The following is a 25,079-nucleotide window of genomic DNA, read 5'->3' on the forward strand; positions in this document are numbered from 1 at the left end:
CGCCGTTCAGCGGGGCATGTAGCCCCGCTGCCAGGGACGCGGCACCCACAACGAGGCAATGGCCAGCAGTGCCGCGAGCCCGGCGCTGAAGGTGAGCGCCAACAGGCCCATGCGGAACTCCAGGAATGCGCCCAGCACAGCGCCCGCCAGCATCCCGGCCCAGGGCACCAGTTGGACCCGCCACCCTTCCCGCCGCTCGCCCAGCAGCCAGCGGCCGAGCCCCCGACCGAAACGCGACAAGGCGCCCGTGACGTAGGTGAGCCCGATAGGCAGGCCGTTCACCTGCTCGACCACGGCGTTGAGCATGCCCATGGCCAGGATCGACAGCACCACCGCCGGCACTCGCCAGGCAAAGGGCCAGAGGGCGGCAATGGCCAGGAGCGTGGCGATCACCGCCAGCAGCGGCGCGGCGCGGCGACCGGAAAAACGCGCGACCACGACCCCGAACGCGTTGCCCAGCACGAAGCAGAGCACCGCCAGGGCCAGGCGCCCGAAGGCGGCGAGGTGCCCCTCGCTCAGGGACACGGCCATCCGCGTGGTGTTGCCGCTCATGAAGGAGACGAAGTCGCCGGTGGCGAGAAAGCCGATGGCGTCCGTCATCCCTGCCAGTACGGAAAGCCCGGCCACCAGACCCAGCCCGACACGTCCACGCACCTTGCGCAAGTGAAAGCGTCGCGCGCTGCCACGGGGGATCGGGGATGGAAGCATGGGGGCACCTCACTGCTCAGTGCGACGGCCGGGACTGCCTGGCCGCGAAACGGGAGGTCGAATTGTCCGCTGCCCGCCGTGGCCGTCAAGTCCGGGGGGCCGGGTGCCCTCCGGCGGCAGCGCGGCGGGCACGCCGCATCGCACGCCGCGCCTGGGGGAAATAGCCCCACTCCCGGGGCAACACGCGCCAGGCCAGCCGCAGGAAGCCGGCAAGCAACCGCAACCGGCGTTGGTCCCATTCCGTCCACCGAAGCCCCAGGCGCTCCCGCAGCACAGGCGGCAAGGTGCCCCGCGCCACCCAGCGCACGCCGCCCACCAGCAGAGGCTGCAGGCACCACCACAGCGGGCCGCGCATCCAGGGATAGGGCGCGGGCAGGCGCCCGGTCGAGCCGAAGTACCAGGTGGTGATCTCCGTCGCCTGCAGGCGCTGCTCCAGCATCTGCTGCCAGTACACCCGGAATGCCGCGTAGTTCGCCGGCACCCCCACCATCGGCAGGCCGTAGAGGGCGTACCAGTGGACGGACTCCTGGTAGAGGCGCTCGCATTGCTGTTCGTCCAGGGGCGTGCCGAGCCATTCCTGCAGGGCGATCTGCGCTTCGAAGAAGGTGGCGTGGGCCCAGTAGAACAGCTCGGGGTTGAGGGCGTGATAGGGGCGTCCCTGCCCGTCCCGGCCCTTGATATCGCGATGGAAGGCGCGCACCTGGCGAGCGGTACCGGCAGCCAGCTCACCGTCGTAGACCACGCCGAGGATGGGCGGGATGGAGCGCAGCAAGCGGTTCCAGGGGTTGGCGAACAGGTCGGAATGCTGGAGCACGCCGGCAGCCAACCCCGGATGCATGTTCTGCAGGATGCCGGTGCGACCGATCAGCAGCAGGCCACGCAGGTCACCGAAGTAGCGCCAGGTCAGGGAATCCGGCCCCAAGGGGCTCGGCTGGACGGGTTGAGCGGAGTCAGGTGCGTGCATGAAGGCGGCTCCGGCAGGTGCTTGGAAACGCCTTCACGCTAATGCGACTATCCGCTCGCATTCAATTCGTGTCCGGAGCCCGCCATGCGCAAGCAGCCCCGTCAGCAACGCTCGCAACAGATGGTCGCCGACCTGGTGGAGGCTTGCGCCCGGGTCATCGCCCGCGAAGGCCTGCCACGCCTGAGCACCAACCTCATCGCCGCCGAGGCCGGGGTCAGTGTCGGTTCGCTCTATCAGTACTTCGACTGCAAGGAGGCGCTGGTCGAAGCGCTGCTCGACCGGATGAGCCAGGACCTGGTGGGCGTCATCCGCGACAACGCCTCGGCCCTGCTGGCGGACGACGTTCACGCTGCGGTGGAGCGGCTGCTGCAGGCGGTATTCGCATTCCTCGACCGCAACGCCAGCTTGCACCTGGAACTCGCACGGCACTGGCAGGACCTGCGCACGCTGAAGGTGGTCGACGAGATGGAACAGCACCTGTTCGATTTCTGCCGCCTCTACCTATTGCGCCACCTGCGGGAAATCCCCATCGAAAACCCGCTGCCCACCTTGTACGTGGTCATCAACAGCGCACTGATGACCATCATCCGCTTCATGAGCCACCCTCACCCACCGCTCACCCGCGCTGAACTGATCGAGGCGTTGAGCGACATGTTCGCGGCTTATGTGAAGAGCCTGGGTGAAGCGGAGTGAACGCGCGTCAATTCAGCAGCACGTCGCAGGACAGAGCTGTGCTGCATATGTAGACCTGGCCAACAGCAAAACCCAGCAAGAACCCCAGCAACCCACCGCAAAACAACCAGGACTCCGGGCGCCACGCGCACAGCCGGCTCACGATTCCGAGCACCAGAACCCCGACAGCAGCACCGGGCAACGAGAACAGGTGACCGAGCGCCAACAGATCGCTCGTATGAACGGGGTGCCAGTTGGCCCGGACATAGAACAAGAGGCTAAGCCCCGCAGCCAGGACGGCACCTCCAGCGAACCGTGGTCTGGGATTGACCAGCAACGCGGCGAAAAACGTGCCACCGATGACCGCCAGGTAATACCAGAGGCCGACGAACAGCACGTCACCCCTGAAACCGATCAGCGCTACAAATACGGCCACAAAGATCACGCCGATGGCGATATCCAGACTTCGTGCCTTGATGAAATCCCGCATGACTCACATCCCTGTCGCGTATCGGAAGGCCGGGAGTATAAGCACAGGGCCTTTTCACATCAGAGGGGCACCAAGAAGTGCGGACCGCTCCGCAAATTGCGGAGCCAGAAACAACAAGGGCCTGCCCGAAAGAATCGTGCAAGCCCTTGATTTACATGGTGCCCGAAGCCGGGGTCGAACCGGCACGCTGTTGCCAGCGAGGGATTTTAAGTCCCTTGCGTCTACCGATTTCGCCATTCGGGCGGTAGCGCTCAATGCAATACGGAGCCAAGCCCCGTTTTTTGCGAGGGCAGGAATATATACACCCCCTCCCCTGCACGCAAGCATTCGCAAGTCCATGACCGGACAGCAAAAAAGCCCAGCCACAATGAGGACGCCAACACGCTGCGGAAATGAAAAAGCCCCGTAGACGTGAATCTACGGGGCTTCTCATATGGAGGCCGAAGTCGGAATCGAACCGGCGTACACGGATTTGCAATCCCCCGTAATTTTCATTTATTTCAATGACTTAGGAATTTTTCGTTTCCGCAAGTGATGCGGCTTTCATGGCTTACAGGCCATAGGCAGCGCGGGGCATTCCAGGCGATGCGGAAACGATTCTCCCCTCCTCCGCCCGTTCTGGGCACCCTCTCCCATTCCTTTTTTCTACCCTCTAACAGCCCAAACCCCACAGGTACCGACCATGTGCGGCCGAGTCGTCCAGGCAATGTCTTGGAGCGAGATCCACCACCTGCTGAACATCCACAGCGAGCCGCCGGCCCAGGCGGAGCCTCGCTACAACGTCGCGCCCACCACCCAGGTGCAGATGGTGCTGCCCCTCGAGGCGAGTGGGCGGCTGGCGCCGGTGCGCTGAGGGTGGCGGCCACACTGGGCGTGAGCATTACTCCAAATTTACTTCAGCCACTTCATCTGGATTCAAGGCCCCAAGAACTAGGCCAACTAAAAATAAGTAAAATAACCAAAATCCAAATCAGCTTATGTGTCATGCTGACTTTCTACAGAAGGAGAGAAAGCATGAAAAACTCAAGAATAAGTGTTGGTCAAATTTGGGGCGACGACATCCCTAATCGCATTCGCGCGAATGGTTACGACTCATTATTTTGCGTTTATGTAGGACTAAAGCTCGAAGCGGTATTCGTGAGCCTGGAGGAACTCAACAAATTTCTCCCATATATCGAAAATGAAATACTTGGCAGCTTCAATGGAATAACTGGCCACCAGCCAGTAGCCACCCCCTTGATATCATAAGCCAAAATAAAATTACCGACTGTCCGCTTTGCCTATTTATCTCCGCCAGCGAGGAATACTCTAAGTACTCACAAACGGAGAAGCAAAATGAAAAGTCAAACGCAAGATCAAGGCAATGGGAAAGTGAATCAGGACAAAGCGGATGCCAAGGAGAAAGCTGGCCAGCATGAGAAAGGGCAAGATGTCGAAAAGGCCAAGCCCGCCCCTCAGGAACAGCAATACAAGGCAGCCCAACCCAAAGGAACAACCCGTTGATTAAATAGCGGGGTTAAAGTCTCGAGACCCAGCCTAGGCTGGGTTTTCATTTATCTGCTGCGCCCCAAGGCAACGGTTGCAGCATAAGATACTCGGCGCCTGGCGGCTCGCAGGGCGCGGCACCTAAAAGTGCTGCAAGCCTTGCAGAATCTGGCGGGAAAAACATATGACTACCCCCAGAGACTCGATGAATCCCAATACGAAAAGGCTCTTTCGATTCAGGCATCAGTGCTCGCTGTCTCATACGTAGGCCTTTTATCTCTCTGTATATGGCGTTTCCGACCCCCAAATTTATCTGGTACCAACTCACAGTATCCACAATCACCCCCAACACTTATTTATTGGCAAGGGCACATATCTGACCAAAGCCTTAACAACTGCGCACGGCCTCCCTTCCAGCCTACATACCGCAGTTGACTCCAAGGATATTGGCATACGGAACAGCTTCAAAAATCCAATGGCGCTCCGCTCTCACGAATCATTACTCGATAGTTAGAACATCTTCCGCATGAATCCCTCTCGCTCCATTACCGATCAAAAAAGATACGCGCTGACCTTCTGTCAACGTCTTATACCCCTCCCCTTTGATCTGCTTGTAATGAACAAAGATATCCGGCCCCTCTTGGCGAGATATAAAACCGAAACCCTTATCAGCACTAAACCAAAGAACCACTCCAACTTGACGTAAAAACATATACCCTCCGCAACTATAAACAGACACAAAGACATAGAGCAGACTGATTGCGAAGGATAGGGGACCGAGAAGATAGCTAATAACGCGCAAGCACCTGAGCGGTGCCGCTAAACTGAGCAGGCAGCTAAACCAGCATACAGGGTCAGCCGCCCAAAAACACAAATTTAAAAAATATATTTTCGAAAAAGAAAATAACTAGATCCCCCAAATAGAGAAGACTTATATCAAAACACCATTTCCATATTCGTCTTGAAATATGAGACCGGCCTGCTCAAGATAGCTTTCAACACAAGCCAATGATCGTTGAGACGGAGGTTTATCGTGGGCATGCCTCGCTTCAACTGCCCGCGACTTAGCGACACGCATTAGAGGCCGCCACCAGCTCCCTCTCGTAGCCGATCCGCCAGCCCCTCTCTAGCCCCTCCTACTGCCAAGCCCGAAGTGATAGCCTCCGCCCCGTGTAGGATGGAGTCTCACAATGAAACCTCGCCGCCTGGCCCCCCTCTTCGCTGCCCTGGCCTTCACATCGGGCGCCGCCCTTGCTGACGTCACCAAGGTTGCTGACTGCTCGACGCCTGCAGGGTGCTTCCTGATATCCGGCGAAATCACCGATGCCGATGCCACCGCCCTCGCGCAGATTTCCCGTTTCCTGGACGGACGCAAACTCAGCCGGCCGACCATCACGCTCAACTCTCCTGGTGGTGTCGTCGACGCTGCGATCGCTGCCGGCCGAACGATTCGCCAGATGAGGGCAAAGGTTGAAGTTGACTCCGGAAGTCATTGCCTCAGCGCATGCGTCTTTCTGCTGGCTGGTGGGGTACGCCGTTCGGTCTACGGCACTGTAGGGATTCACCGTCCCTATACACCTCAGATTGGGGAGCTCGACATTCAGCAAGCACAACAGGACTATCGCGCCACGCAAGACAAAGCGAAAGCGTTCCTGCGCGACATGAACCTGTCCGACAGGCTCTACGATGCCATGGTGCAAGTCCCTTCTGAGGACATGCGAAATCTCGACTTCACTGAACTGGAGTACTTCGGCCTAAACCTCACTGATCCTGTCGAGGGCGAGTACATGGATTCTGCCGGCGCTGCGAAGTACGGCATCAACAAGGCCGAATACCTGAAGCGAAAGGCTGTCGCCGACAAGTGCCCCAATGTCGTCGAGACCTTCGATGCTTGCGTGGAGCACGTCTTCAGTACCGGGTACCTCCCCTCCCAGAAGCCACAGCAGGACAGCACCATGGAAGCCGTGCTCGCCCAGGCTTATCGGGATTTTCCCTTCCTCGACCACACCAGGCCGTACGCCTACCGCCCGGCTATCGACGAGGTGGTCAAGGTGCGCGACGCGCTCATGGCCAAGGGTTACAGCGGCGCCGATGCGATACGTGAGGCGGTCCGGCAGGTTGGGCCCAAGTACGCAGGCAAGGCCGCGACAGCGAATGGAGATGGCGCTGCGCTGGCGACTGTGCTGCAGGAGGCTTACGCCCGTTACCCCTTCCTTGATTACGAGCGGCCCGACGCGAACCAGGCCGCAATCGCTGAAGTGGTTGAGGTACGCAACGCGCTGATGGCGCAAGGTTACGGCGCAGCGGAGGCGATACGGGCCGCCGTCAACCAGGTAGCTCCGAAGTACGCGAAGTAGGTTCGTCCAGGCCGAGCACGAGCTGCATCTGCTCCCGCCAGTACTCCACTTCCCGTTTCAGTGGGGACTTCTCGACCCGCCAGGCCGCCAGCCCCTTGCCATGGAGGCTCGCCAAGGCTTCGCGCTCTGCAAAGACAGCGCTGGCTCGCTCGAACTCCTGCAGCGGCTCGGCCTCACCACGCAGCAGTGCATCAATGTGGAGGTCGCACCAGACCGCGAAGTCCACATTCAGCCAGCGAGCGAACGCAACGGCCAGTTTCGGGTGAAGCCAGGTACCGCCGCCATTGGCTGCTGCGCCCCTGCGAGTCACGACCAAACCCGCGCAGTTGCTCAATTCGGGGCGGAAACCGGATTTGCCACCCTGGACTTTCTTGCTCTGCTTACGCTCGACCATCTTGGGCTCAAACGGGATGCCAAGGTGCTTGGCAAGGGCGCGCATGTAGCATTCAGTTTCATGAAGCCGCAGCCAATCTCGCGGTTCCTGGCCAAATACGGCCGCCGCCGCTGTGGCATTGATCCATCCATCGCGGTTGAAACGGATAGCCTGCCCTTGGTAATGAAACGGAATGACGTTGTTCATCGGTTTCTCCCTCCGCCTAGAAGAAGGGTCAGCAGGCAGGGGCGTAGGCGGGAGTAGACCATCCCTTTTCGGTAGCGAACCTAGCCTGCTGCGGCCTGCAGAGAGGCCGACCTGGTTGCCCAAGCCCGCTCGACGCTATGTCACTGGCGTGCCTGGGCAACCCCCTTTTTCAGCCCGCTGCCCGCCCCCGCTCGTCCGCCAGTTGCGCAGCTCGGTTCCGGGTCGCGTTCAGCTGCTTCAGCAGTTCCGCCTTCTCCGCCGCGCCCAGCGACCGATCATTCGTCACGGCCTTGATGCGCTGGTTGATGACGGTGATCTGCCGGTTGGCGGCCTGGTAGACCGGCCGCAGCTTCAGCATCTCATTACCAGCCAGCTGCTGCAGACGCTCCAGACCCCCCACCTTCCGTGCCTCGCTGGCCGAGGCGTAGAGCTGGTCGATCTGGTGCTGCATCTCGTAGAAGCGGGTCAGGTACTTGCTGCCACTGCCCGGGTCGGCTGCCTTCACGAAGTCCCCGAACAGCGTCCAGTTGTCCGGGTTGGTCAGGTCGCTCTTCGGATTCGACGGGAGGTCAGTGATGCCGCGAGTCAGGTAGTCGGCGGTGTTCAGCGCCTGGGTGCCGAGCCAGCCGAAGTAGCCGCGCACCAGGTGCTCGATCCGCTGCGGCGAGATCCCGGTCAACTGCCCGGCGGCCACGGCCGACGCGCTGGTCCTGGCGGTGTAGCGCTCCTCCGCCGGCAGCCGCTCCTGACCCATGCTGTCGATCGGGCGGTCGCGGAAGCTGTCGTAGTTGAAAGCGGCTTCCATCAGAGGCTTGAAGGCCTGCGGTACCGGGCTCATGGAAAGCTGGTTCCACAACAGCGAGCCAGCCGTGCTGGCGAAGTCGCCGGCCTGGTAGTCGTCACCGGAGAGCGCCAGCTCCGTCAACCGCTCGGCTACGCTGCCGAGCACGCCGACCTCGAAGGGCTTGGGCAGGTACAGCGCCTTCTCGGTACCCGGGATGCGCACCCACCAGTAGGTGTCACGGACCCAGTCCGGCAGCTGCTTGAACTCCTCGTCGTCCTTGTTGAGCAGGAACAGCAGGGTCGAGGCCATGGCCACCGCGCCGGCGACTGCCAGGAAGCGGCGCGGATCTGCCGAAGCACCGCGCCCCAGCTTGTACATCCCCTGCAGGCGGGCGTTCATGAAAGGCACGATCTGCGTCAAGAAGCGCACGCTGGCCCACTTGCCGGCCGAGGTGAAGTCCATCATGTCACGAGCAGCGTAGCTGGCCTCCAGGTGGCTTTTGCCCTCGGCGCGCAGCTTCTCGTAGAGGGCGGCACGGTTGACCGTCTCCAGTCGGTCGCCGATCTCCTGGTACTTGTCCCAGGCACTGCGCAGCGCCTTGGCAGCCTTGGCGGGGGTGTTGAGGATCTGACTGGAGTCGACACCCCGGCTGATCAGGCGCTTCGCGTAGGTGGCCTGGTCGCCATCGTTCAGCGAGCCGAACCGCACAGCGCCGCCGCCGGCCAGCAGCCGGTGCAGCGTGGGGCTGTCCTTGCCGGTTCCCTTCCAGCCCGCGGCCATGTTCTTCAGCGGGTTGTAGCCCAGGTCGTTGGCGGCGATCGAGGAGATGCTGTCACGTAGCAGGTTGCGGGCGCGGAACGCGGGGCTGCTGGTGACCCCTACGGTCAGCGCGTGCTTGAAGGAACGCATGGCCTTCATGGCCGGGTTGTTCCAGTCCTGGTGATTCAGCATCGTCAGCGCGTCCAGCACCAGGGGATCGTCCACCAGGTAGTGCCGCTCCTTGCCGTTGACCATTACCCGAAGGCTACCCTTCTCCGCCTCGCGCACGCGGGTGGCGATGTTCATCTGCTCGGCAGCCTGCAGGGCCTTGTTCGCCGCCATGTTCTTCATGGACGCAGAGAGCAGGTGCGACCAGTTGGCCAGGGTGTTGGCCATCAGATCGCCCAACGGCTCCTTGCCGCCCTTGAGCTTCTTGAAGGCCTTCTGCCCGGTCAGCCCGCCGATCTGGCCCGGGCCGGCGGTACCGTCGCCCTCCTCCATCACTCGATAGAACGGGACGTAGAACTCGCTTTCCCAGAGCTTACGGCTGCTGCCGTCGATCAGGCCGGCCTGCTCGGCCACGTCCATCACCGCCTTCTGATAGGCGTTGAACTGCTTCAGCACATCGCGGTAGACCACCGCACGGCTGCGGCCATCGTCCATGGTGCCCTGGTTGAGCGAGCGCAGTGCTGCGATGTCATCCGGGGTGAAAAGGTTCTCGCGCCCCTCCTGGGCCAGTTTCTCGGCGCGGTTGCCAGCGATCCAGGCGAAGAAGAGATCGTGCTCCCCCTTCAGCTCCGCCAACACCCCACGCAAACCCTGGCCGTCCGCCTCGACGTCCAGCGCCCCGTCGGTGATCGTCGGCCGGCCATGGAAGAAGGTGGCCTCCAGCGCTCCGTCCGTGCCTTTGGACAGGCGAGCCTGCATGTAGGCGGCCTGGTCCAGCTTGGCGATCGGTGCGAACTGGTCGAACACGCCCTGGATGACTTTCTCCTTCCAGCGCTCGGACAGCGCTCGCGCGGTCTTGGCCAGCGGTTCCTGTCGGATGAAGGCGCCTATCTTGCCGAGCGCATCCCGCTGGGCCGAGGTGGCGTGCTCCGGGAAACGCACCTCGCCACGGTTGGTCACCTGGTCGAAGAAGTCGGCCGCCCGTTGGCTTGCGCGGCTATACCGCGCGTCACCCGCGTCACCCGCCTCCTTGCCAATGTCCTCCGGACGCAGTACCTTTTTGCCGAGCCGATGTTTTGGTGCCGCTTTGGGCAATTGGAGCCCTCTAGCGCTGGACCAAGCATCGGCTTTTTTATTGTCCACGTATCGCAGCAAGCCGCTCTCCATCCACTGCCTGATGAAGGCAGTGCTGTCCTTGGCGTGGATGCTGGCGATCCGGTTGACGGTAATGTTCTCCTTGCGGTTCATGTGCACCGCCACCACCACCGAGCGCCCACGGCTCGCCGTCTCCACCAGCGCCACCAGGCCGTCCGGCGCAGTGGCGGAATCGAATACCATCACCGGCTCGCCGAGTGCAGCCAGGGCAGCCTTCACATCCCTGGGCGTCAGGCTGTGCTTGTCCACGGCCTTCCACAGCGTGTCTTCGGTGATGTTGATCGGTGCATCAGCAGCCCCCCCCAGCGCCTTCAGCACGTCAGGCGTTCCGCCGAGAGACAGGGGCTTGGTGAGTGTCTTGCCCCTGAAGACTTCGTCGATTTCCTTCTCCAGCGCAGCGGGCAGTCCCGTTCCGGGCTCCCGGGAGTAGGTCTGTACCAACCCGCCGGTGCCCTTGTCCCCACCCTTCTCGATGAAGCGCCGCGCAGTGCCCAGCAGGGCCGCGATGTCCTGGTCGGTCCAACGCACCTTGAACCCGATGTCGCGCAGCGCATTGCGGAGAGCAGCAACCAGCCTCGGCCAGAAGCGCTGCTCAGTCAGGCGGCCAGCAGCGGCGAGGTCGGCCAGGACCTCCTCCATAGCCAATGCCTTGTCGTAGCCGAACCGATCGCGCAGGCGATCAGCCGACGAACGCAGAGCTGGATGCTCCTTGTAGATGCTGAGCAACAGCGGACTCAGCCGCTTGCCGAAGGCTCCCTGCAGGCCGGCATGGCCGATTACCTCGTGCTGGAGAACAAATGCAGCGTGCTGCAGGCTGGTGAGGTTGTCGGCGATGAGGTAGACGCCCTTTGGATCGTAGAGTCCTTCGGCATCAAGAGCACCATCGCGCTTCACCTGCTGGCGGAGCCGCGGCGGAAGGTCATCAATTGACTGGACGACATTGACCTGAGGAGCATTTTTCCAGCCGGCAACCATCCCACCAATCGACCTGGCCAGTGTTTCGGCACGAACCTTTCTGGCCCTCGGAGCCGCCATGCGATAGGCGCCACGGGAATAATTGGTGTTGGCCCCCTGCTGTTCTACGCGATTGAAACCTTCGCGCTCCAGCGCTGCCCTGACCTTTTCGCCTGCCGCCTTGCCCTTGAACTGCTGCACATCGTCAGGGCCCCATTCGACCTGGAAACCCTTGGCAGTAGGCGTAACGGTGGCGCGGACGGCCCCGTGCCGGCCATGCTGATATTCACCCGCTACGCTGGCGTCGCCTTGCTGCGCCGAGGCTGAAGCCTCCGGCACTTCATTCAGTGCACGCTGTCCGTCGGCCCCCGCAGCTGCAGGAGGAACACCAGTTCCGCTTTCCACTGGCTGGACTGCGGCAGCTTGCGGCGTTGCTTCAGCATCCGGTACTCCTGCCTGGTCAGTCGGCTGGAGCGGCGCAGCACCCTGATCGCCTGCTGCTCGCTCATCAACAGGCCCTGTCCCACTATCAACATATGCACGCTCCTGTACGGGGCGCCGCTGCACCGCCCACTGTCGACTACCGGTTTTCACCACCTCGAACTCGTCGGGCAGCGGCAGACTCCGCAGCGCTTTGTTCGCGCCTGGCACGCTCCTGTAAGCGGTTGCGGTGACCTGTTGCTCTACCTTTGCGCCAGCGAGCGCCCGGGTCGCCATCGCTCGGCTTGCGCCCGTCCGCTCTGCGAGGGCCTTGGCGTCCAGCGCACCCTGTGCCTGGCGCGCCTGCTGCAGAACTTCGCTGAACACCGGCCGCTGTGCCGTCTGCGCCTGCCTGTCCATGCCCGCGCCAAAGCTCGGACCCTGGTCCTCCACTGGCCTTGGGGTGGGCACCCGGGCGAACGACGCCTGACCACTGGGGTCCACCACAACTGCCTCCGGGCGCAGATCCGGCAGGCCGGGGTAGATTGGGCTGGCGTCGAAAGTCCGTACGGCCATGGGCGGGGTTTCGCGGACGGCCGGCGGCGTCGCCTGGATCAGCTCACCGGACAAAGGAACCACACCGCGCGGCACGGGCTGATCGATCCCGCCACCGCCGAAGGGCGAGCGGGGCTGGGCCTGCTCACGACCCGGCACCGGGCGCTGCTCCCTGTCCACGTCACGTACCGGTCCAGTGTCGCGAATGGTGCCGCTGGAATCTCCGTAGAGCACCGACTCAGGCGCGGGCAATGCCGCCAGCGGCGCGGGCCCTGGGAGGAGTCCAGCGGAGCGGCTGATCGGGCCCGCAGGTTCCGGAGTGGCCGGCTGGGCTGCCGGCGAGACAGGTGCCTGCTGGGCACGCTGGGCAATGCGCCCTGCAGCATCGACGCCACCGCCGAGAATGCCGCCGCCGATGCCGCCCAGAATGGCCGCGTTCAGCAGCTCGCTCCGGCCTTCCGCGTTGAACGCCTTCTGGCTGGGGTCGACGCTCTGCACTGCCAGGCGCTCGACAGCCGTCTGCCCTGCCTCCGTTGCGGCCTCGGTTGCGGCCTGCTGCCCTGCGGCACGCAGTAGCCCTTTGCTGGGCCGCATCGCCTTGGAGAGCAGGCCCAGTTCCGGGACGACATCCAGCGCGCCCGCGGCGGCTCCATAGGCGAGTGCGGTACCCGGAGCGTATTGCCCGGTCTTCTCGTAGATGTCGCCGTAGATGCTGCCCTGCTCCGTCCCAATGGACGTGCCAGCCAGCCCGGCCTGGATGCCTCGCTCGGTCAACTCGCGCGCGGCAGCCTGGCCCGCGCGCTCTGCTGCCGCACGCTCCAGCCCCTGGGCGATCCCCCCTTTGACGATCCCCTCGGCAGCCGATCGGCCTGCAACCCGTGCCGCCGCCCCGCCGATGCCGCCACCCGCGATCGAGCTGGCGGCGAACGGCACCAGTTGGCCCAGCCCCTGTGCCGCGTAGAGTCCGGCATCCTTCAGGCTGCCCACATCCTCGACTCGCTGGACAAGGGCGGGGTTCTGCTGCGCTTCATCCTGGTTGCGCAGGTAGCCGGCGATCCCCCAGTCACGCAGCCCGGGCTCGGCCACCACATCGCCGACCACGCCCGCCAGCCCGTATAGCGAGCCCTGAAGTGCATCGACACCGGAGGCGATCCCCTTGCCGAACTCGCCGCTGGCGGTTGCCTGCTTGCGCGCCAGCCGGGTATCCAGATCTGCCAGAATGTCGTAGTTGTCGGCCATGTCATGCCCCTCCGACTGGAAGGGGCTTGAGGTTCGCAGCCTGCCGCCGCTCGTTCAGCCGCTTGATGTCTTGCGAGTTGATGCCAGGTTTCTTCGCCAGGTCCTGGGTAACCTCGTCCAGATCCGCAAGCTGCTGGGGCGTGATGGTCGGGGACTGCTGGCCACCATCGATACGGGTACTGGTGCCTTTGACCAGGTCCACCAACAGCGGACTCTTGAATTTCTGGCCGGTGGCCGGATCGACGACCTCGCCGAGACTCACCGTGCGCTGATCCTTGAGCGGAGTGGTCATCTGCAGATAGGCCTCCCGGAGCTGAGCCCGCTCTTCCGGCGACCTGCTCTGATCGTCCAGCCCTGCAAGAAGCCCGTTGAGCCGCTCCTGCTTCTGCAGCTCCAGCCCGCGCGCCGCAATCTGCTGCTCGGTGGCTTGCCGCTGCAGCTGGTTGTTGAAGAACTGGTCCAGCCCCCCAGCGATACCGCCTGCCTGCCGGGCCTCCAGCTTCGCCTGCTGCTGGCGATCCCAGTTGGCACTGGCAACGCGCTCGGCCTGCTGCTGGTCAAGGCCACGGCCACGGGTGGAGTCACCGACGATGGAGAGGCCACCGCCGGCGTTGTCACGACGGGTCTGCCGAATGATCTCCGCCGCGGCCAGATTGCGCTGCATGCCCTCGGCCCCACCGCTCATGATGCTGAGCGTGCCGATGCCATCGCCGATGCCGCCACCGGCCTTGCCCTTGGCACCCGCCACGTCGTTGGGGTCGTTGGAGAACTCCATGACACCGTTGGCGCCGCGCCGGCCGACGACGCCAGCAATGCCGGTTTCGCCGAAGCCACCGATCCCGTTGGATTCAACCTTCACGGGTTCTGCTGCGGGCAGAACAATCCCCCCATCCGAAGGAGACTGCTTCTGCGCTACCGAGGGCGCCCCGCCAATACCCGCCGGGTGTGGCACGGAAGGGTCGGAGCCGTCACGACGGTTGGCGCCGAGGGTGGCCAGCGCGGTATCGCCAACAGCCGAGGCGGTGCCTCCCAGTTGCCCTAGGCCTGTGCTGAGCCTACGGTTGGCGGTGTCGCGGAAGGCCGTAGGGCCGCCGGGCAGAGACTGCGGATCGCCACCGGAAAGCGAGGTGATGCCGTTGCGCCCCCAGTCCAGCGGGCCAGCGAGCAGCGCTTCAGCACCACCCACCGTGGTGTTGACGATGCCGTTGCCGAACTCGGCCAGGCCACGAAGGAATCCATTGCCGTGGGGCTGCTCGGCAGCCGGCTGCGACGGCGCTCCGCCCCCGATCCCGCCCTGGGGAATCCCCTTCATGACGGGCTGATCGTACTGGGCCTGCATGGCCTTGGCTCGCGCGGGGTTGCCAGGCACCGGACTGTCGCCGATACCGTATCGTTGTTCCGGGGCCGGCGGCTGGTAGCCTTGGATGCCACCATCAAGGCGCAACGGCGAAGGCTTGGTCTGTGCCTGAGAGTCACGCGAGAGCAAGCCCCCGTCCATACGCATCGGGGCCGGGAGCTTGATAGGAGCGGACGGCGCCCCGATGGGCATGACTCCGGGCAAAGGCGAAATGCCCTTGGCCTTCTGGGTAGCGAGCGGCGTATCGCCAGCGATCGAGCCGGGTTTGTATGGATTCTGAATAGCCATGTGGGGTGCTCCCTGGGGTGGATGCACCCGACGCTATGTCACCGGACGGAATGAGCAAGCCCTACACGACTTCGACGGCGCGCCTCATGTTCGTCCAGAAAACCGGTACCGGCGGGGTCTCGAAGGAAAGCAGCAGCGTGCTCATCGTCGAGTCGAAGAAGTAGTCATCCGGATTCGCGGCCACCCCCGACGCATTGATCATGTCCGTGGTGGTGCACACGGGGGCCGAGGTGTAGGTCTGGCTGGTGAGCGTGGTACCGGTCAGGGTACCGCCCGAAGTGAAGGTGTCGAAGCTCGCCTCGCCGATCTGCCCCTTGGTGACCTGGTAGCCGGACATCATCATCTGGCCGCCGTCGGCGAATGGCGCGCCGATGGCAACGCCCACGAACAGGTTGGCGGTGCCGTCGTTGCTGCGGTCGGCATTGCGGAAGACGCAGTAGTCGAATGCGCCCATCACATGCGGGATCAGCCCGGTGTACCAGTTGTAGTGATCCTGCTCGACATAGGGCCAGGTGACGCTGCCGGCGTACTGCGGCCCCTGCTGCAGGTCGATCACGGTGCCGAACGGCGGAGCCGCCAGGTCGAAGCTCAGCACGTAGGCGTGCTGGTTGGTGTTGCCGCGCGTCACGTAGAGGATGCGGATGGTGGTGCCGGCCCTGGAGATCGCGACGGGGTAGTGGTTGCCGTTCACCGCCAGCCCTGCGAGCTGGATGCGCGGGCCGCCCTCCTCGGCTTCCGGCTCGGAAACATACACGAAGATGCCAGAGGCGATGACGAAGCGGCCATCCTCAAGGGGCATCACCAGGCATGGGCCGTTGGTCCAGGTGACACCGAACTGCAGGATGTCGCCCTGGTCAGGCGGGTTGGTATCGACTTCCGCCAGGTAGGTCCCGGTCGGGTCAGCAGTCTGCGGGTCCCCGGTCACAAAAAGATCCTGCCGCCCGATCATGCTGAGCAGCCTGGGCGCGAGCACCGCCGGATAGCGCCGCTGCACGTCCGGCGAGCCGGGCGAGCGGATCAGCACGAGGTGGCCTGGGGCATCCACCCCGATGCCGTACATCGCGAACATGGGATAGATCATGGCTTACCCCGTGGTGATTTCGGCGACCAGAGCCGAACCCGCGTTGGATGCGGAGCTGGCCACATCGGTGAATCCGCGCACAGCCTGTGCCAGGGCCTCGGCCGGACGGTTGCTGGAGAAGGCGGCGATCTTGTTGCGATCGATACCCATGGCCGCGTCGATGCCGGTCTCGGCCGCGCGCAGGCGCAGCTGCTCGAAACCCAACTCGACGTTGTAATAGCTGCTCAGGGCCTGGTAGAGGGCAGCCTGCGCCTGGGCGCGGATGCGGGCGCGTTCGATGTCCTTGTCAGGAATCGACAGCCAGGACACATAGAAAGCGCGGAGCGTGTCCATGACGCCCAACTTGAGCTTGATGGCCTGCTCCTCGGCGAACTTCAGCAGGTCCAGCTTCAGCTCGGCCATTCGTGCCGTCTCGGTACGGTTGACGTCAGCGATCGCCTGGCCGGCGCGCTGCTCCGCTTCGCTCACCAGACGAACGGCAACCCCCGGCGGCAGCGTGAAGCCGCGCTCGGAGAACGCCGCCAGGACCCCTTGCGTCTCGGTGCTGGCCGCACGGTAGGCGCGATCACGGGCCTCATGCCACAGGGCGTTGACCACGGCAGTGCTGTCGCCGAACGGGTCGCTGCCGCTGATGATCTTGCACAGCCACTGCTCAGGCTTGTCGCGCAGGCAGGCGGTCAGCTCCGGGAAGTACTTGCCCAGCCACTTCTCGGTTTCGGCATCGAGCCGGATCAGCTCGGAGTTCGTCTGGTCAACGCCCGGGAACAGGTCACTCATGGTCGGCGGCGGCGCCAGGTTCGGCTTGTCGACCTGGAAGTCGAAGGCATGAGCCAGCAGGTCAGGTACCACGGAGCCGGTGATGCGGGACGCGGTTTCCCGCGCCGACCGCAAGGTGCTCTCGACGGTACCCTGCAGGCGGGTGACGGCATCTTCTACGGAAGCCATGGGGTCAGTCCTCCAGAATGGCGGCGCCACCCCTGGTCGAGGCCAGCAGGGGGCTACCGAGGTAGTAGGCTCCGGCGCGCGGCCGGGGGAAGGTGAGGTAGTCGCTCCAGGTCCTGCCGCTGTCCCTGCTGATGCGCACAGCGTTTTCCGTCTCGACGGTGGCGAAGAGCACGGCCTCGAGGACGGTGTTGCCGGCGGCATCGAACACGGTCCGCTGCATGCAGCTGATGTGCACCGGGAACTGGTGTTGCACTGTTGGCTGATGGCTGAACCCGATTGCCGAGCGCAGGCCGGCGCGCCCGGTGCGCAGATCGAACACTGCCAGATGCACAGGGCTGGCTACGCCGGTACCGAAGTCCTGCCAGGCCTCGTAGCAGACGAAGGCAACCTCGTACTTGCTGATCGGCACGAACATCGGAGCCAACGGCCACAGCTTGTAGCTGCCCGTCGGCGGCATCAGCACGGGGCTGGTACCGGAGGAAAAGACCGGGATCGTCGGCCCTTGAATGCCAGCGCCCACCTCCTCGAAACGGACCTGGTACACCACCGCAGGGAGTTCCTGGCCAGCGGCGTCCAGCAGGGTGACCGAGAACTCCAGTCGGCCGGACGCCAGGTCGGCGGGCATGAAGGGGCCCTCACCCAGGCTGAAGATGCCGGCACGGTTGCCCTCCATCCGCCAGGTCACCTCGACCAGCGCCCCCGGGAGGGGAATGGTGGCCACCGGGTTGACTGCATGGACCCGGGCTTCATCCAGATGCCCAGCCACCCAGACGTCGTAGGGCCTGCGCCTGCCCGGGCTGGTTGGATCGGCGCTGTCCCACACTTCGTGCGTCAGCTCGGCCACCTGGAAGTCACCGTCGAGGCCAACCTCGAAACGCACGGTGGCAGCGCCCCCGGCGTCGACGTACTCGAAATCCCAGCCTGCGCCTGGGTCGGAGAGGGTCGCGTTGAGCGCGCAGAGCCTGGCGTTCACCACGAAGCGCCCATTGAACCAGGCAACGCCGAGGGCATCGGTCCAATTGGGTCGGCTGCCGCCGGCCGGCACAACGCGCCCGCCCGCCTCCCAGGCATCCCAGAATGCAGACCAGGCATTCTGCGGCGCCTCGAAGGGGGAGCTGATGGAGCGCCGGGGCCTGGCCAGCCAGGGGCCATTGTGGAAGAAGTCGACGCTGTGCTGGTCCGGCGACCAGAGCCTGCTCCAGGCGACGGTAGCCGGCTGCTGCCCGGCCTGGGCCGCCTGGTAGTTGAGCAGCAGGAACAGCAGCGCACTGTTCCCCCAGCTGTGAGCTGCGTCCGGGTCAACGTTCGTCACCACGGGCAGGACCAGCAGGGTCCACGGCCCGGTGGATGCCGATGCACCCTGCATCCCCTGGTACTCGAAGGACATGTAGCCCAGGTTGGTCCTGGCGAGCAGTTGATAGCCGGGGGCGTGCTGCTCGATGAACGACTCTGCCAGCCAGTAGCCGGGAAGTGCCTCGGATCTGGGGTAGGCCTGTACACCGCTGTACACCAGAGACCCAGCAGGCACCTGGTCGGCGGAGTCGTAGGGATAGCTGCTGCCCGGCGCCGGATAGACCCGCAGGGCGTGCGCCCGGATGACGTCACGGTGCACGGTGCTGTAGGACCTCCACAGGAAGGCCTGCTGCCAGGGCGCGAGCGGCCCCTGCTGTGTTGGGTCGAAACCCAGCGCGACGAACTTGGGGGCCACAGTCTTCGGCTCCACGTCCTCGTAGCCCAGCGGGGCGGATGCCAAGCCGATGCGGCTGTCGAACTGGTCGCGGGGGCCGGTCGGGTAGGCATTCCCTCGGTCGTCCAGCCGCGCATCGAAGACCAACAGCTGCCCCGGCGGGTCAATGATCACTGCAGTGGCGGAGGCCCCATTGCGCGTGGCGCGGATCAGGTAGCCGTCGATGATCTCGGAGTTCGACTGCCGGTTGAACCGGACCAGGCGCAAGGCCAGGCGCTTCGCGCGGTCCAGAAGGTAGGTCCCCGACACGCACAACGACTTGGCGTTGACGATGGCCATCAGGAGAGTCTCCGGCTGGACGCTGCGACCGATGTTTCGACGGTGGCCAGCTCCGCCTGGCTGGCCGCGTAGATCTTCAGCTTCAGGCGCCAGGATCGCCCGGTGACCCCCTTGGCCGTGGTGGCGCGCAGGGTAGGCTCGCGGGAGACGACCTTGTAGGTATGCTCGGCGCCGTCGTCAGCGCGCAGCACGGCCAGCACCTGGCCGTCCGTGCAAAGCCCGAAGTACACGGCATCCACTCGCTTGAGCTGGTTGGTCCCGTAGTCGGTGGCACCGAAGTCCACCTGCATGTCGACGGTATCGCCGTCGTCATCGCCCGGCGCGATCCGGTAGATCCCGTCCTCCCGGACACCGAATGAGCCGTAGGGCGTGCGCCCGATCGCCAGGAAGTCGAAGTTGCTGTAGCGCGTGATGGCGCCGGTGAGGATGTTGGAGGCGTACTGGATGCCCTCCAACTGCGGGATGTTGGACTGGGTACTCACCAGCACCTGGTCAGCGAAGGCCAGGTCGACATCGCCCTGCTCTGCCATCAGGCTGCCGGCGAAGATGGTCTCGAACCACTCCAGGCCCTCGGTGATTTCCACCTCCAGCAGCACGTCGTCGCCAACGGTCACGGTCGAGATGAAGCTGGCCTGCAGGTCGGCGCCGAGCGAGAACGTGTCCCGCACCAGGACCGGCTCACTGAACTGTGCCGAGCTGCTGTCCAGCCAAGGCGCGTAGCCGATGCCGATGTAGCCGCCCCGGTAGACGCCAACGCCCTGGGCGTATCCATGCTCCCCGCCTACGCCTTGGGCAGCGGCTGCCACACCGGATCCGCGACCGACGCCACCGCTGATGACTCGCCCGGTACCGAGCGGCTTCGGTCCGTACCCCACGCCGTAGGAGAAGGAGATCTCCGGGAAACCGGCGCGCCCTTCGCCCTGGTAGCCGCCTCGGTAGACGCCGACGCCCTGCGCGTAGGCGCGGTCGCCGCCGATGCCGAGGTAGCCGCCACGGAATGTCCCGACACCGCCATTGGCCGCGGGCGTCGCCTGGCCCTCGATGCCGATGTCGACGGCGGCGCTGGAGTGGTTCAGCGTGTGGCCGACCGCGCTGCCCTGGATACCGACACGACCGGACGCCGAGCTGTACCGCCGATCGCCAACGCGGCCGAGGGCGTAGCCGCTGACGCCTACGCGCCCTTCCGCCCGGGGGCGCCGGTCGAAGCTGGCCGTGATGCCAACCCGCCCGGATGCCGTGCCGAAGTTGTAGTTGGCCAGCAACGGGTCTTCAACGAAGTCGCCGGCCGCGTAGAGGGAGACGTCGAGCCGCGCGAAACCGGTGCTCCGGGTTGGACTGGTACGGACCACCACCCCATCCACCAGGTACTGCACGATCCCCTTGGACCTGGCCACGCGCAAGACCGGACGGGCCGACAGTGGCGTGGCCACCGACTGCACCACCACACCGCCTTCGTAGATGTCCAGGGCGCCCTGGTGGCCGTAGAACGCATGGCTGCAATCGGCCGGGCTCACGGTATCGGAACGGCTGTTCAGCCCCACCACCGCGCCAATGGAGCTGGGACCGATGATGAACTGGGCGTAGCCGTCGCCAAGCAGGCCGCCGATGGACTGGCCACCACTGTTCCAGCCGGGCAGCGCGTCGTACACCACCTTGGGCGGCACCGCAGGAACAGCAGGCGTGGCCGGGTAGCAGCGCTTCTCGTAGTACCACACCAGCGGCCCACCCGCGCCGCCGGCCCCGACGAACATGTCGCGGATCTCCGGCGGCACGCCGACCACCTTCGGGCCGTAGAGCGGGCGGCCTGACGCATCAATGCCAACCTCACCGTAGTAGGTGTTCCCCAGCTTCTGCTGGGTGAGCATCTGGGTCAGGCTGGCCATCAGCTGCAGGTTGTTCGCATAGGCGCCGAAGTCCGAGAACACCGGGACGTCCACGCAATACGCAGGGATCGCCGGCACCCCCGGCGTCCCGGGGATGTTCCGCACCGCCGGGACCTTACTCAGCCGGTTGGCCATGGCCGCTCCTTAGAACTCGGGAAGCGCGATCGCGTAGGCCTCAAGGCGCTGCACGGCGCCAACCACCAAGGCCGTGCTGCTGAAGTTCAGATCCGCGCCGGCAATGGCGACGCTGCCCTGGATGCGTACAGCGGAGGTAGAGGCGGCATCGGTATCCGCCGGCAGCACCAAGCGGAAGAAGGTCGCGGCGCCGGCCGCAACGACGGTGCCCCGCCAGTCTTCGGCCAGGTTCTTGGTGATGACGCCACCCGGCGCATCCGCCTCCCAGGTCAGGCCTGCGCCGGCGTCGGTCTTGATCGTCAACAGCAACTGGTTGGACGCGGCGATGGCAGCGTCGACGCTGGCAGGCTCGGGCCCGGAATAGATCCGCAGCTCACAGCCGTTGAGCGCGGTGCGCAGCGGCGCTACGGCAAGCAATGCCCGGCGCAGGCCGGTGCTGAATTTCAGGCTCATGTCAGTCTCCGCGGATGACGATATCGTTGAGGGCGAAGGCGTTGATGGCGCCGGCCACCACCGGCAGTGCCGCCGGCAGCGGCAAGGCCGCCAGGAAGTTGCCTCCAGACGCGGCATCCCAGATGCCGAGGTGCGTCACCGAATAGCTCGCGCCGGCCGCCGCCGCGTTGAACACCACGTCGGCGCTGTTGCGGGCGCGGTAGATGGTTCCGGACAGGCTCTTGACCAGGGAGGTCGCCTTGCGCGCGTAGTTCGCATCGACGCCTGCCGCCACCTCGTTGGCGCCGGTCGCACCGGGGTCGCCGGTGTGCGCCGACACGTACTTGGTGGAGTTGGTGAACAGCAGGTCGATGATCTGCTCGCTGGTATAGGTCGGGGTCGACATGAGGGCCTCACACCACGTTCGTGGGAATCAGGGACAGTTCCGCGCGGACGCGCAGCACCTGGCCGGCCTCCACGTCCTTGGGGGAGTTGAATCGCGCCACCGACAGCAGCATCCCGGTGTTGCCGCCCTTCTCCGAGCTGGACACCAGGAAGCCGCCGTACAGGCGCTTGTTCTGGTTGGAGGTGAACACCGCACGGCTGGCTGCGTTGGTGATCAGGCCGTTGGTGTTGACCCGGTTCCACAGTGGGCGGACGGCCTCGCTGTACCCCACGAACTCGCCGATGACGCCAGGCAGGTCCGAAGCCAGCGCGCCGGAGGCCGGGAGGTAGTTGTTCTCGAAGAGGCCGACGTAGAAGGTGCCGATCGGCGAGGTATCGCCGAACATGGCCTGGGCCATGTAGTTCAGGCCAGCGAGCGGCACCAGGTTGTGCTCATACCACTCGCTTACCAGGCGGCCCTCCTCCATCAGCTCGAAGTGGTAGACAAAGCCGAATGTCACGGCGTCTTCGTTTCGAACGTGCATCATTCAATCTCCATGTCGAAGGAGTCCTCGACGCCGAGGGTGTTGGGGGCCACGGGCCCCTTCATGGTGGTGACCAGCATCTGCAGGCCGTTGTTGTCCACGACGCCGGACGTGGCATAGGCCGCCAGGCTGGGCGCGTAGCGTTGTTGTTGGGGCAGGCTGACGGTGCCGTCGACCTGGGCGATGGCCATGCCGTACTGCGTCATCCAGGCGGCCTGGCCGCCCGGCAGCGTGACCCCGCTCCCGCGCACGGCACCGAAGCCGAAGATGTCGCGCTGCGAGGCGTCTTCGGTACCGGGCGCCATGAGCAGGTAGGTACGCTGTCCGGCAGCGATGAAGATGCCGGCGTCGTTGGCGGCCACCATGTCGATGGCCGCGCCGTACTGGACGAAGCCGAAGGCGGGATTCACCAGGTGCGGCGCGAACGGCTCGGTGATCCAGAGGGCAGACCCCACCACCAGCACCAGGCGCCCCTTGTAGGCGGTGACGTGCGTGGCCACCGGCGGCTGCACGAGGTTGGTGGTGGTCAGCCTGGCGCTTGAGTCGGTGACGCTGGTCAGGCTGAAGCCATCAATGTGGCTGCTCGACTGCAGGTAGAGCGTCTCGCCATTGGCGACGCTGGCGTAGATGCGGCAACTGGTGGCCCCCGCCGGTGCGGTCCACAGCAGGTCGATGGAGCCAGGCGCCTCCAGCGTGACCAATAGGGGCGCCGCCCCGGATTCAGCGCCGAAGCGATCGAGGGCCGTGACCGCCACCCGGTAGATGCCGGCCGGCAGGTTGCCACTGCTCAACACCACGCGCGGCATGATCTCGGGCAGCCCCCAAGGGCCAACCTGGTCCCCGCGCACGCGAAGCATGTCGATGGCGGAGCACAGGAAAGCGTCACCGTTCAGCTCGGCGCCGCAGAGACCACCGGTGGCAGGAGCGGCACCGATGGTCCGAAGTTCGTTGGTGGTGGCGGAGTACTGCAGCAGGTTGCCGCCGGCAGCCACCAGCAGCCCGTCCCGGTAAGGAACCGCGCCATGGGCGCCTGCGAGGTCGGCCACCTTCCGCTGGCCGGCCCGCTGCTGCAGGCCGCCGCCGCCCACCGGGTCGAGGTTGAGCAGGTCGCGCACCTGCTTCGGCGGGATGCGGTCCACCTGGGCCAGGTTGTTCATGCCCTCGGACCAGTCGTCGACGCGAACCAGCTCAGGCATGGCTACCACCTGAACCGAATGGGCCCAGATGCCGCCGAACGACGCCGCAGGCCGGCCTCGTAGACGCTCTGGCACTCGTTGTCGAAGAGGGCGCGAGATGCCATCGCCTTGTCCGGGTCGTAGAGCTCCCCGTCCTTGTCCATGTAGGCGATGAAGCGCATGTAATGCAGCAGGTGCGGGCGGTAGTCGCTCGGCACGTCGGGGATGTTGGAGCCCTTGTTCACCTCGCGCAGTGGCTTGCGCACGACGGACAGCACCAGGCTGCCGGCCTCGGCCGGCGTCGGCACGATGCGCATCTGCCCCTTCACCACGTCCGCGATCAGGTACCGGGGATACCCGGCGCGTGGCAGGCTGGAGCGCGGGATCACCCCGGGCGCCACGACCTGCAGGTCGCGCTCACGCGGGGCGATGATGGAGGCCTCGACGATGTCGAGGATCGACTCGGAAAGCGGCAGGTCACGCTCGCCCGCGGCGAAGTCGGCCTCGATCTCGTCGTAGACGATCCTGGTCTGCTCGCAGAACGCCGCCAGCGCCCCGTTCACGGCCCGCACGAGCTTGTCGTCACTCCACAGGAACGGAGCAACGGCGTCCTTCTCGTCTTCCCGGAAGGCCTTGATCAGGTCGCTGACGGTGTTCATGGCCACGATCAGGCGTCCGCGTCGTCGTCGAGGCTTGCCTCGAAGACCGCCCAGGCGGCGTCGAACTCGTCGCGGGTCACGCCGAAGCCGGCCTCTTTCTTCAGCGCGTTCAGGCTCGGTCGGCCATCGCCGTTCAGCTCCGAGTCGTCCTTGCGCTCGAGGATGGCCTGGATGGCCTTGACCACGATCTCGGTCTTCTGCCCCTCGGGCGGACCTTCTTCCTCGCCGAGGTCCAGGCCGACGACATTGCAGCCGGCGGCCAGTGCGTCCTTGCGAAAGCGCAGAGGGACGAGGGTGCCATTCTTGCCATCGCTCGGGTCCACGGCGTGGATCACGATGGAGTGGCCATCGGTACGGCTGATCTGCAACAGGTCCTGGCCACGAGGCGGCAGGAAACGGACGTTGTCTTGACTCATGGTGATGCCCCTGTATTGGGTGAAGGAAACAGGGGCCGGCTGCCCGGCCCCCTGCCAGGTCAGCCCTGGGTCCACTCGGCCTTGCCGGTGTCGATGTACTCGACGAACAGGCGGGCCTTGCCGGTGGTTGCCGCAGCGCCGGTACTGGCGTAGGTCACGGTCAGGTAGCCCTGGGCGGCCAGCTCGAAGCCGGTGACGTCCAAGTCCTTCTTGCCCGTGGTCTTCAGGTCCACCGGAGTGGCGCTGTAGCGGTCGTCATCCGCCGCGTCGCCCACCTTCAAGGTCGCAGTGGTCGCAGCGTTGAACACTTCGTCCACCACGATGAAGGCGCGAGTCACGATGGCTCCGGCCGGCAGCTGAACCGCTTGCTGCACAGCGCCGTCGGCGAAGCTGGCGAGGGCGATCGACTGGAGGGCGAAGGCCACGCACTGACGGTTGTAGTTGCGGGAAATGCTCATGGTCT

General features: G+C 64.8%; 23 protein-coding genes and 1 tRNA gene. 5 read left to right on the forward strand and 19 right to left on the reverse strand.

Going from position 1 to position 25,079, the window contains the following annotated elements; all coding sequences use genetic code 11:
- Positions 1-6: 6 nt before the first annotated feature.
- On the reverse strand, positions 7-708 hold the full coding sequence (locus tag FBY21_RS07675) for a YoaK family protein (protein WP_107331521.1): 702 nt from the start codon (positions 706-708) through the stop codon (positions 7-9).
- Between the two features lie 85 nt (positions 709-793).
- Positions 794-1,672: an oxygenase MpaB family protein gene (locus FBY21_RS07680; protein WP_142009985.1), complete on the reverse strand. Its 879-nt coding sequence runs from the start codon at positions 1,670-1,672 to the stop codon at positions 794-796.
- A gap of 84 nt (positions 1,673-1,756) precedes the next feature.
- Between FBY21_RS07680 and FBY21_RS07685 the strand changes: the two genes are divergently transcribed.
- On the forward strand, positions 1,757-2,365 hold the full coding sequence (locus tag FBY21_RS07685; protein WP_142009987.1) for a TetR/AcrR family transcriptional regulator: 609 nt from the start codon (positions 1,757-1,759) through the stop codon (positions 2,363-2,365).
- 7 nt (positions 2,366-2,372) lie between these two features.
- Here the strand turns inward: FBY21_RS07685 and FBY21_RS07690 are convergent, their stop codons facing one another.
- Positions 2,373-2,834, reverse strand: a complete 462-nt coding sequence (locus FBY21_RS07690; RefSeq protein ID WP_107331524.1) for a hypothetical protein — start codon at positions 2,832-2,834, stop codon at positions 2,373-2,375.
- Between the two features lie 156 nt (positions 2,835-2,990).
- A tRNA-Leu gene (locus tag FBY21_RS07695) sits at positions 2,991-3,077 on the reverse strand.
- Between the two features lie 439 nt (positions 3,078-3,516).
- Between FBY21_RS07695 and FBY21_RS07700 the strand changes: the two genes are divergently transcribed.
- The 3 genes from FBY21_RS07700 to FBY21_RS29355 all read left to right on the forward strand — a co-directional run bounded on the left by FBY21_RS07700 (position 3,517) and on the right by FBY21_RS29355 (position 4,337).
- Positions 3,517-3,687 (forward strand): SOS response-associated peptidase family protein, encoded by a 171-nt coding sequence (locus tag FBY21_RS07700; RefSeq protein WP_366519954.1) that lies wholly within the window; start codon positions 3,517-3,519, stop codon positions 3,685-3,687.
- Positions 3,688-3,848: 161 nt separating this feature from the next.
- Positions 3,849-4,082: a hypothetical protein gene (locus FBY21_RS07705; protein WP_142009991.1), complete on the forward strand. Its 234-nt coding sequence runs from the start codon at positions 3,849-3,851 to the stop codon at positions 4,080-4,082.
- An 87-nt stretch (positions 4,083-4,169) separates the two neighbouring features.
- A complete protein-coding gene (locus FBY21_RS29355; RefSeq protein WP_160158577.1) occupies positions 4,170-4,337 on the forward strand; it encodes a hypothetical protein in 168 nt (55 codons plus the stop codon).
- A 481-nt stretch (positions 4,338-4,818) separates the two neighbouring features.
- On the opposite strand, the gene FBY21_RS07710 is transcribed toward FBY21_RS29355, so the two are convergent.
- Positions 4,819-5,031, reverse strand: coding sequence for a cold shock domain-containing protein (locus FBY21_RS07710; protein WP_142009993.1), 213 nt, complete (start codon positions 5,029-5,031; stop codon positions 4,819-4,821).
- A 478-nt stretch (positions 5,032-5,509) separates the two neighbouring features.
- Between FBY21_RS07710 and FBY21_RS07715 the strand changes: the two genes are divergently transcribed.
- Positions 5,510-6,676, forward strand: coding sequence for an ATP-dependent Clp protease proteolytic subunit (locus FBY21_RS07715; protein WP_142009996.1), 1,167 nt, complete (start codon positions 5,510-5,512; stop codon positions 6,674-6,676).
- Here the strand turns inward: FBY21_RS07715 and FBY21_RS07720 are convergent.
- From FBY21_RS07720 to FBY21_RS07785, 14 genes are all read right to left on the reverse strand, one after another.
- Entirely contained in the window at positions 6,645-7,256 is a 612-nt protein-coding gene (locus FBY21_RS07720; RefSeq protein ID WP_142009998.1) for a KilA-N domain-containing protein, read from the reverse strand. The genes FBY21_RS07715 and FBY21_RS07720 overlap by 32 nt on opposite strands.
- A 169-nt stretch (positions 7,257-7,425) precedes the next feature.
- Positions 7,426-13,290 (reverse strand): LPD38 domain-containing protein, encoded by a 5,865-nt coding sequence (locus FBY21_RS07725; protein WP_142010001.1) that lies wholly within the window; start codon positions 13,288-13,290, stop codon positions 7,426-7,428.
- Position 13,291: 1 nt separating this feature from the next.
- Complete coding sequence (locus FBY21_RS07730; protein ID WP_142010003.1) at positions 13,292-14,935, reverse strand: hypothetical protein; 1,644 nt, start codon at positions 14,933-14,935, stop codon at positions 13,292-13,294.
- 61 nt (positions 14,936-14,996) lie between these two features.
- Positions 14,997-16,016 (reverse strand): hypothetical protein, encoded by a 1,020-nt coding sequence (locus FBY21_RS07735; protein ID WP_142010006.1) that lies wholly within the window; start codon positions 16,014-16,016, stop codon positions 14,997-14,999.
- A 3-nt stretch (positions 16,017-16,019) separates the two neighbouring features.
- Positions 16,020-16,961 (reverse strand): hypothetical protein, encoded by a 942-nt coding sequence (locus tag FBY21_RS07740; protein WP_142010009.1) that lies wholly within the window; start codon positions 16,959-16,961, stop codon positions 16,020-16,022.
- 4 nt (positions 16,962-16,965) lie between these two features.
- Positions 16,966-18,987 carry a hypothetical protein gene (locus tag FBY21_RS07745; protein WP_142010011.1) on the reverse strand — a complete coding sequence of 674 codons (2,022 nt, stop codon included), beginning with the start codon at positions 18,985-18,987 and terminating at the stop codon, positions 16,966-16,968.
- Positions 18,987-20,975: a hypothetical protein gene (locus FBY21_RS07750; RefSeq protein WP_142010013.1), complete on the reverse strand. Its 1,989-nt coding sequence runs from the start codon at positions 20,973-20,975 to the stop codon at positions 18,987-18,989. Before FBY21_RS07750 ends, FBY21_RS07745 begins: the two co-directional genes overlap by 1 nt.
- Before the next feature lie 39 nt (positions 20,976-21,014).
- Positions 21,015-21,458 carry a hypothetical protein gene (locus FBY21_RS07755; protein ID WP_083265584.1) on the reverse strand — a complete coding sequence of 148 codons (444 nt, stop codon included), beginning with the start codon at positions 21,456-21,458 and terminating at the stop codon, positions 21,015-21,017.
- Between the two features lies 1 nt (position 21,459).
- Positions 21,460-21,843, reverse strand: a complete 384-nt coding sequence (locus FBY21_RS07760) for a hypothetical protein (protein WP_069561197.1) — start codon at positions 21,841-21,843, stop codon at positions 21,460-21,462.
- 7 nt (positions 21,844-21,850) lie between these two features.
- Positions 21,851-22,369: a hypothetical protein gene (locus FBY21_RS07765; RefSeq protein WP_142010015.1), complete on the reverse strand. Its 519-nt coding sequence runs from the start codon at positions 22,367-22,369 to the stop codon at positions 21,851-21,853.
- Entirely contained in the window at positions 22,366-23,562 is a 1,197-nt protein-coding gene (locus tag FBY21_RS07770; RefSeq protein WP_142010017.1) for a hypothetical protein, read from the reverse strand. The genes FBY21_RS07765 and FBY21_RS07770 overlap by 4 nt, the downstream gene beginning before the upstream one ends.
- A gap of 2 nt (positions 23,563-23,564) precedes the next feature.
- Positions 23,565-24,200, reverse strand: a complete 636-nt coding sequence (locus FBY21_RS07775; RefSeq protein WP_142010019.1) for a hypothetical protein — start codon at positions 24,198-24,200, stop codon at positions 23,565-23,567.
- Positions 24,201-24,208: 8 nt separating this feature from the next.
- Positions 24,209-24,616 carry a hypothetical protein gene (locus FBY21_RS07780; protein WP_142010021.1) on the reverse strand — a complete coding sequence of 136 codons (408 nt, stop codon included), beginning with the start codon at positions 24,614-24,616 and terminating at the stop codon, positions 24,209-24,211.
- A 59-nt stretch (positions 24,617-24,675) separates the two neighbouring features.
- Positions 24,676-25,074, reverse strand: a complete 399-nt coding sequence (locus FBY21_RS07785; protein WP_253543669.1) for a hypothetical protein — start codon at positions 25,072-25,074, stop codon at positions 24,676-24,678.
- Between the last annotated feature and the right edge of the window lie 5 nt (positions 25,075-25,079).

This window comes from Pseudomonas sp. SLBN-26 (assembly GCF_006715895.1).
GTDB classification, from domain to species: domain Bacteria; phylum Pseudomonadota; class Gammaproteobacteria; order Pseudomonadales; family Pseudomonadaceae; genus Metapseudomonas; species Metapseudomonas otitidis.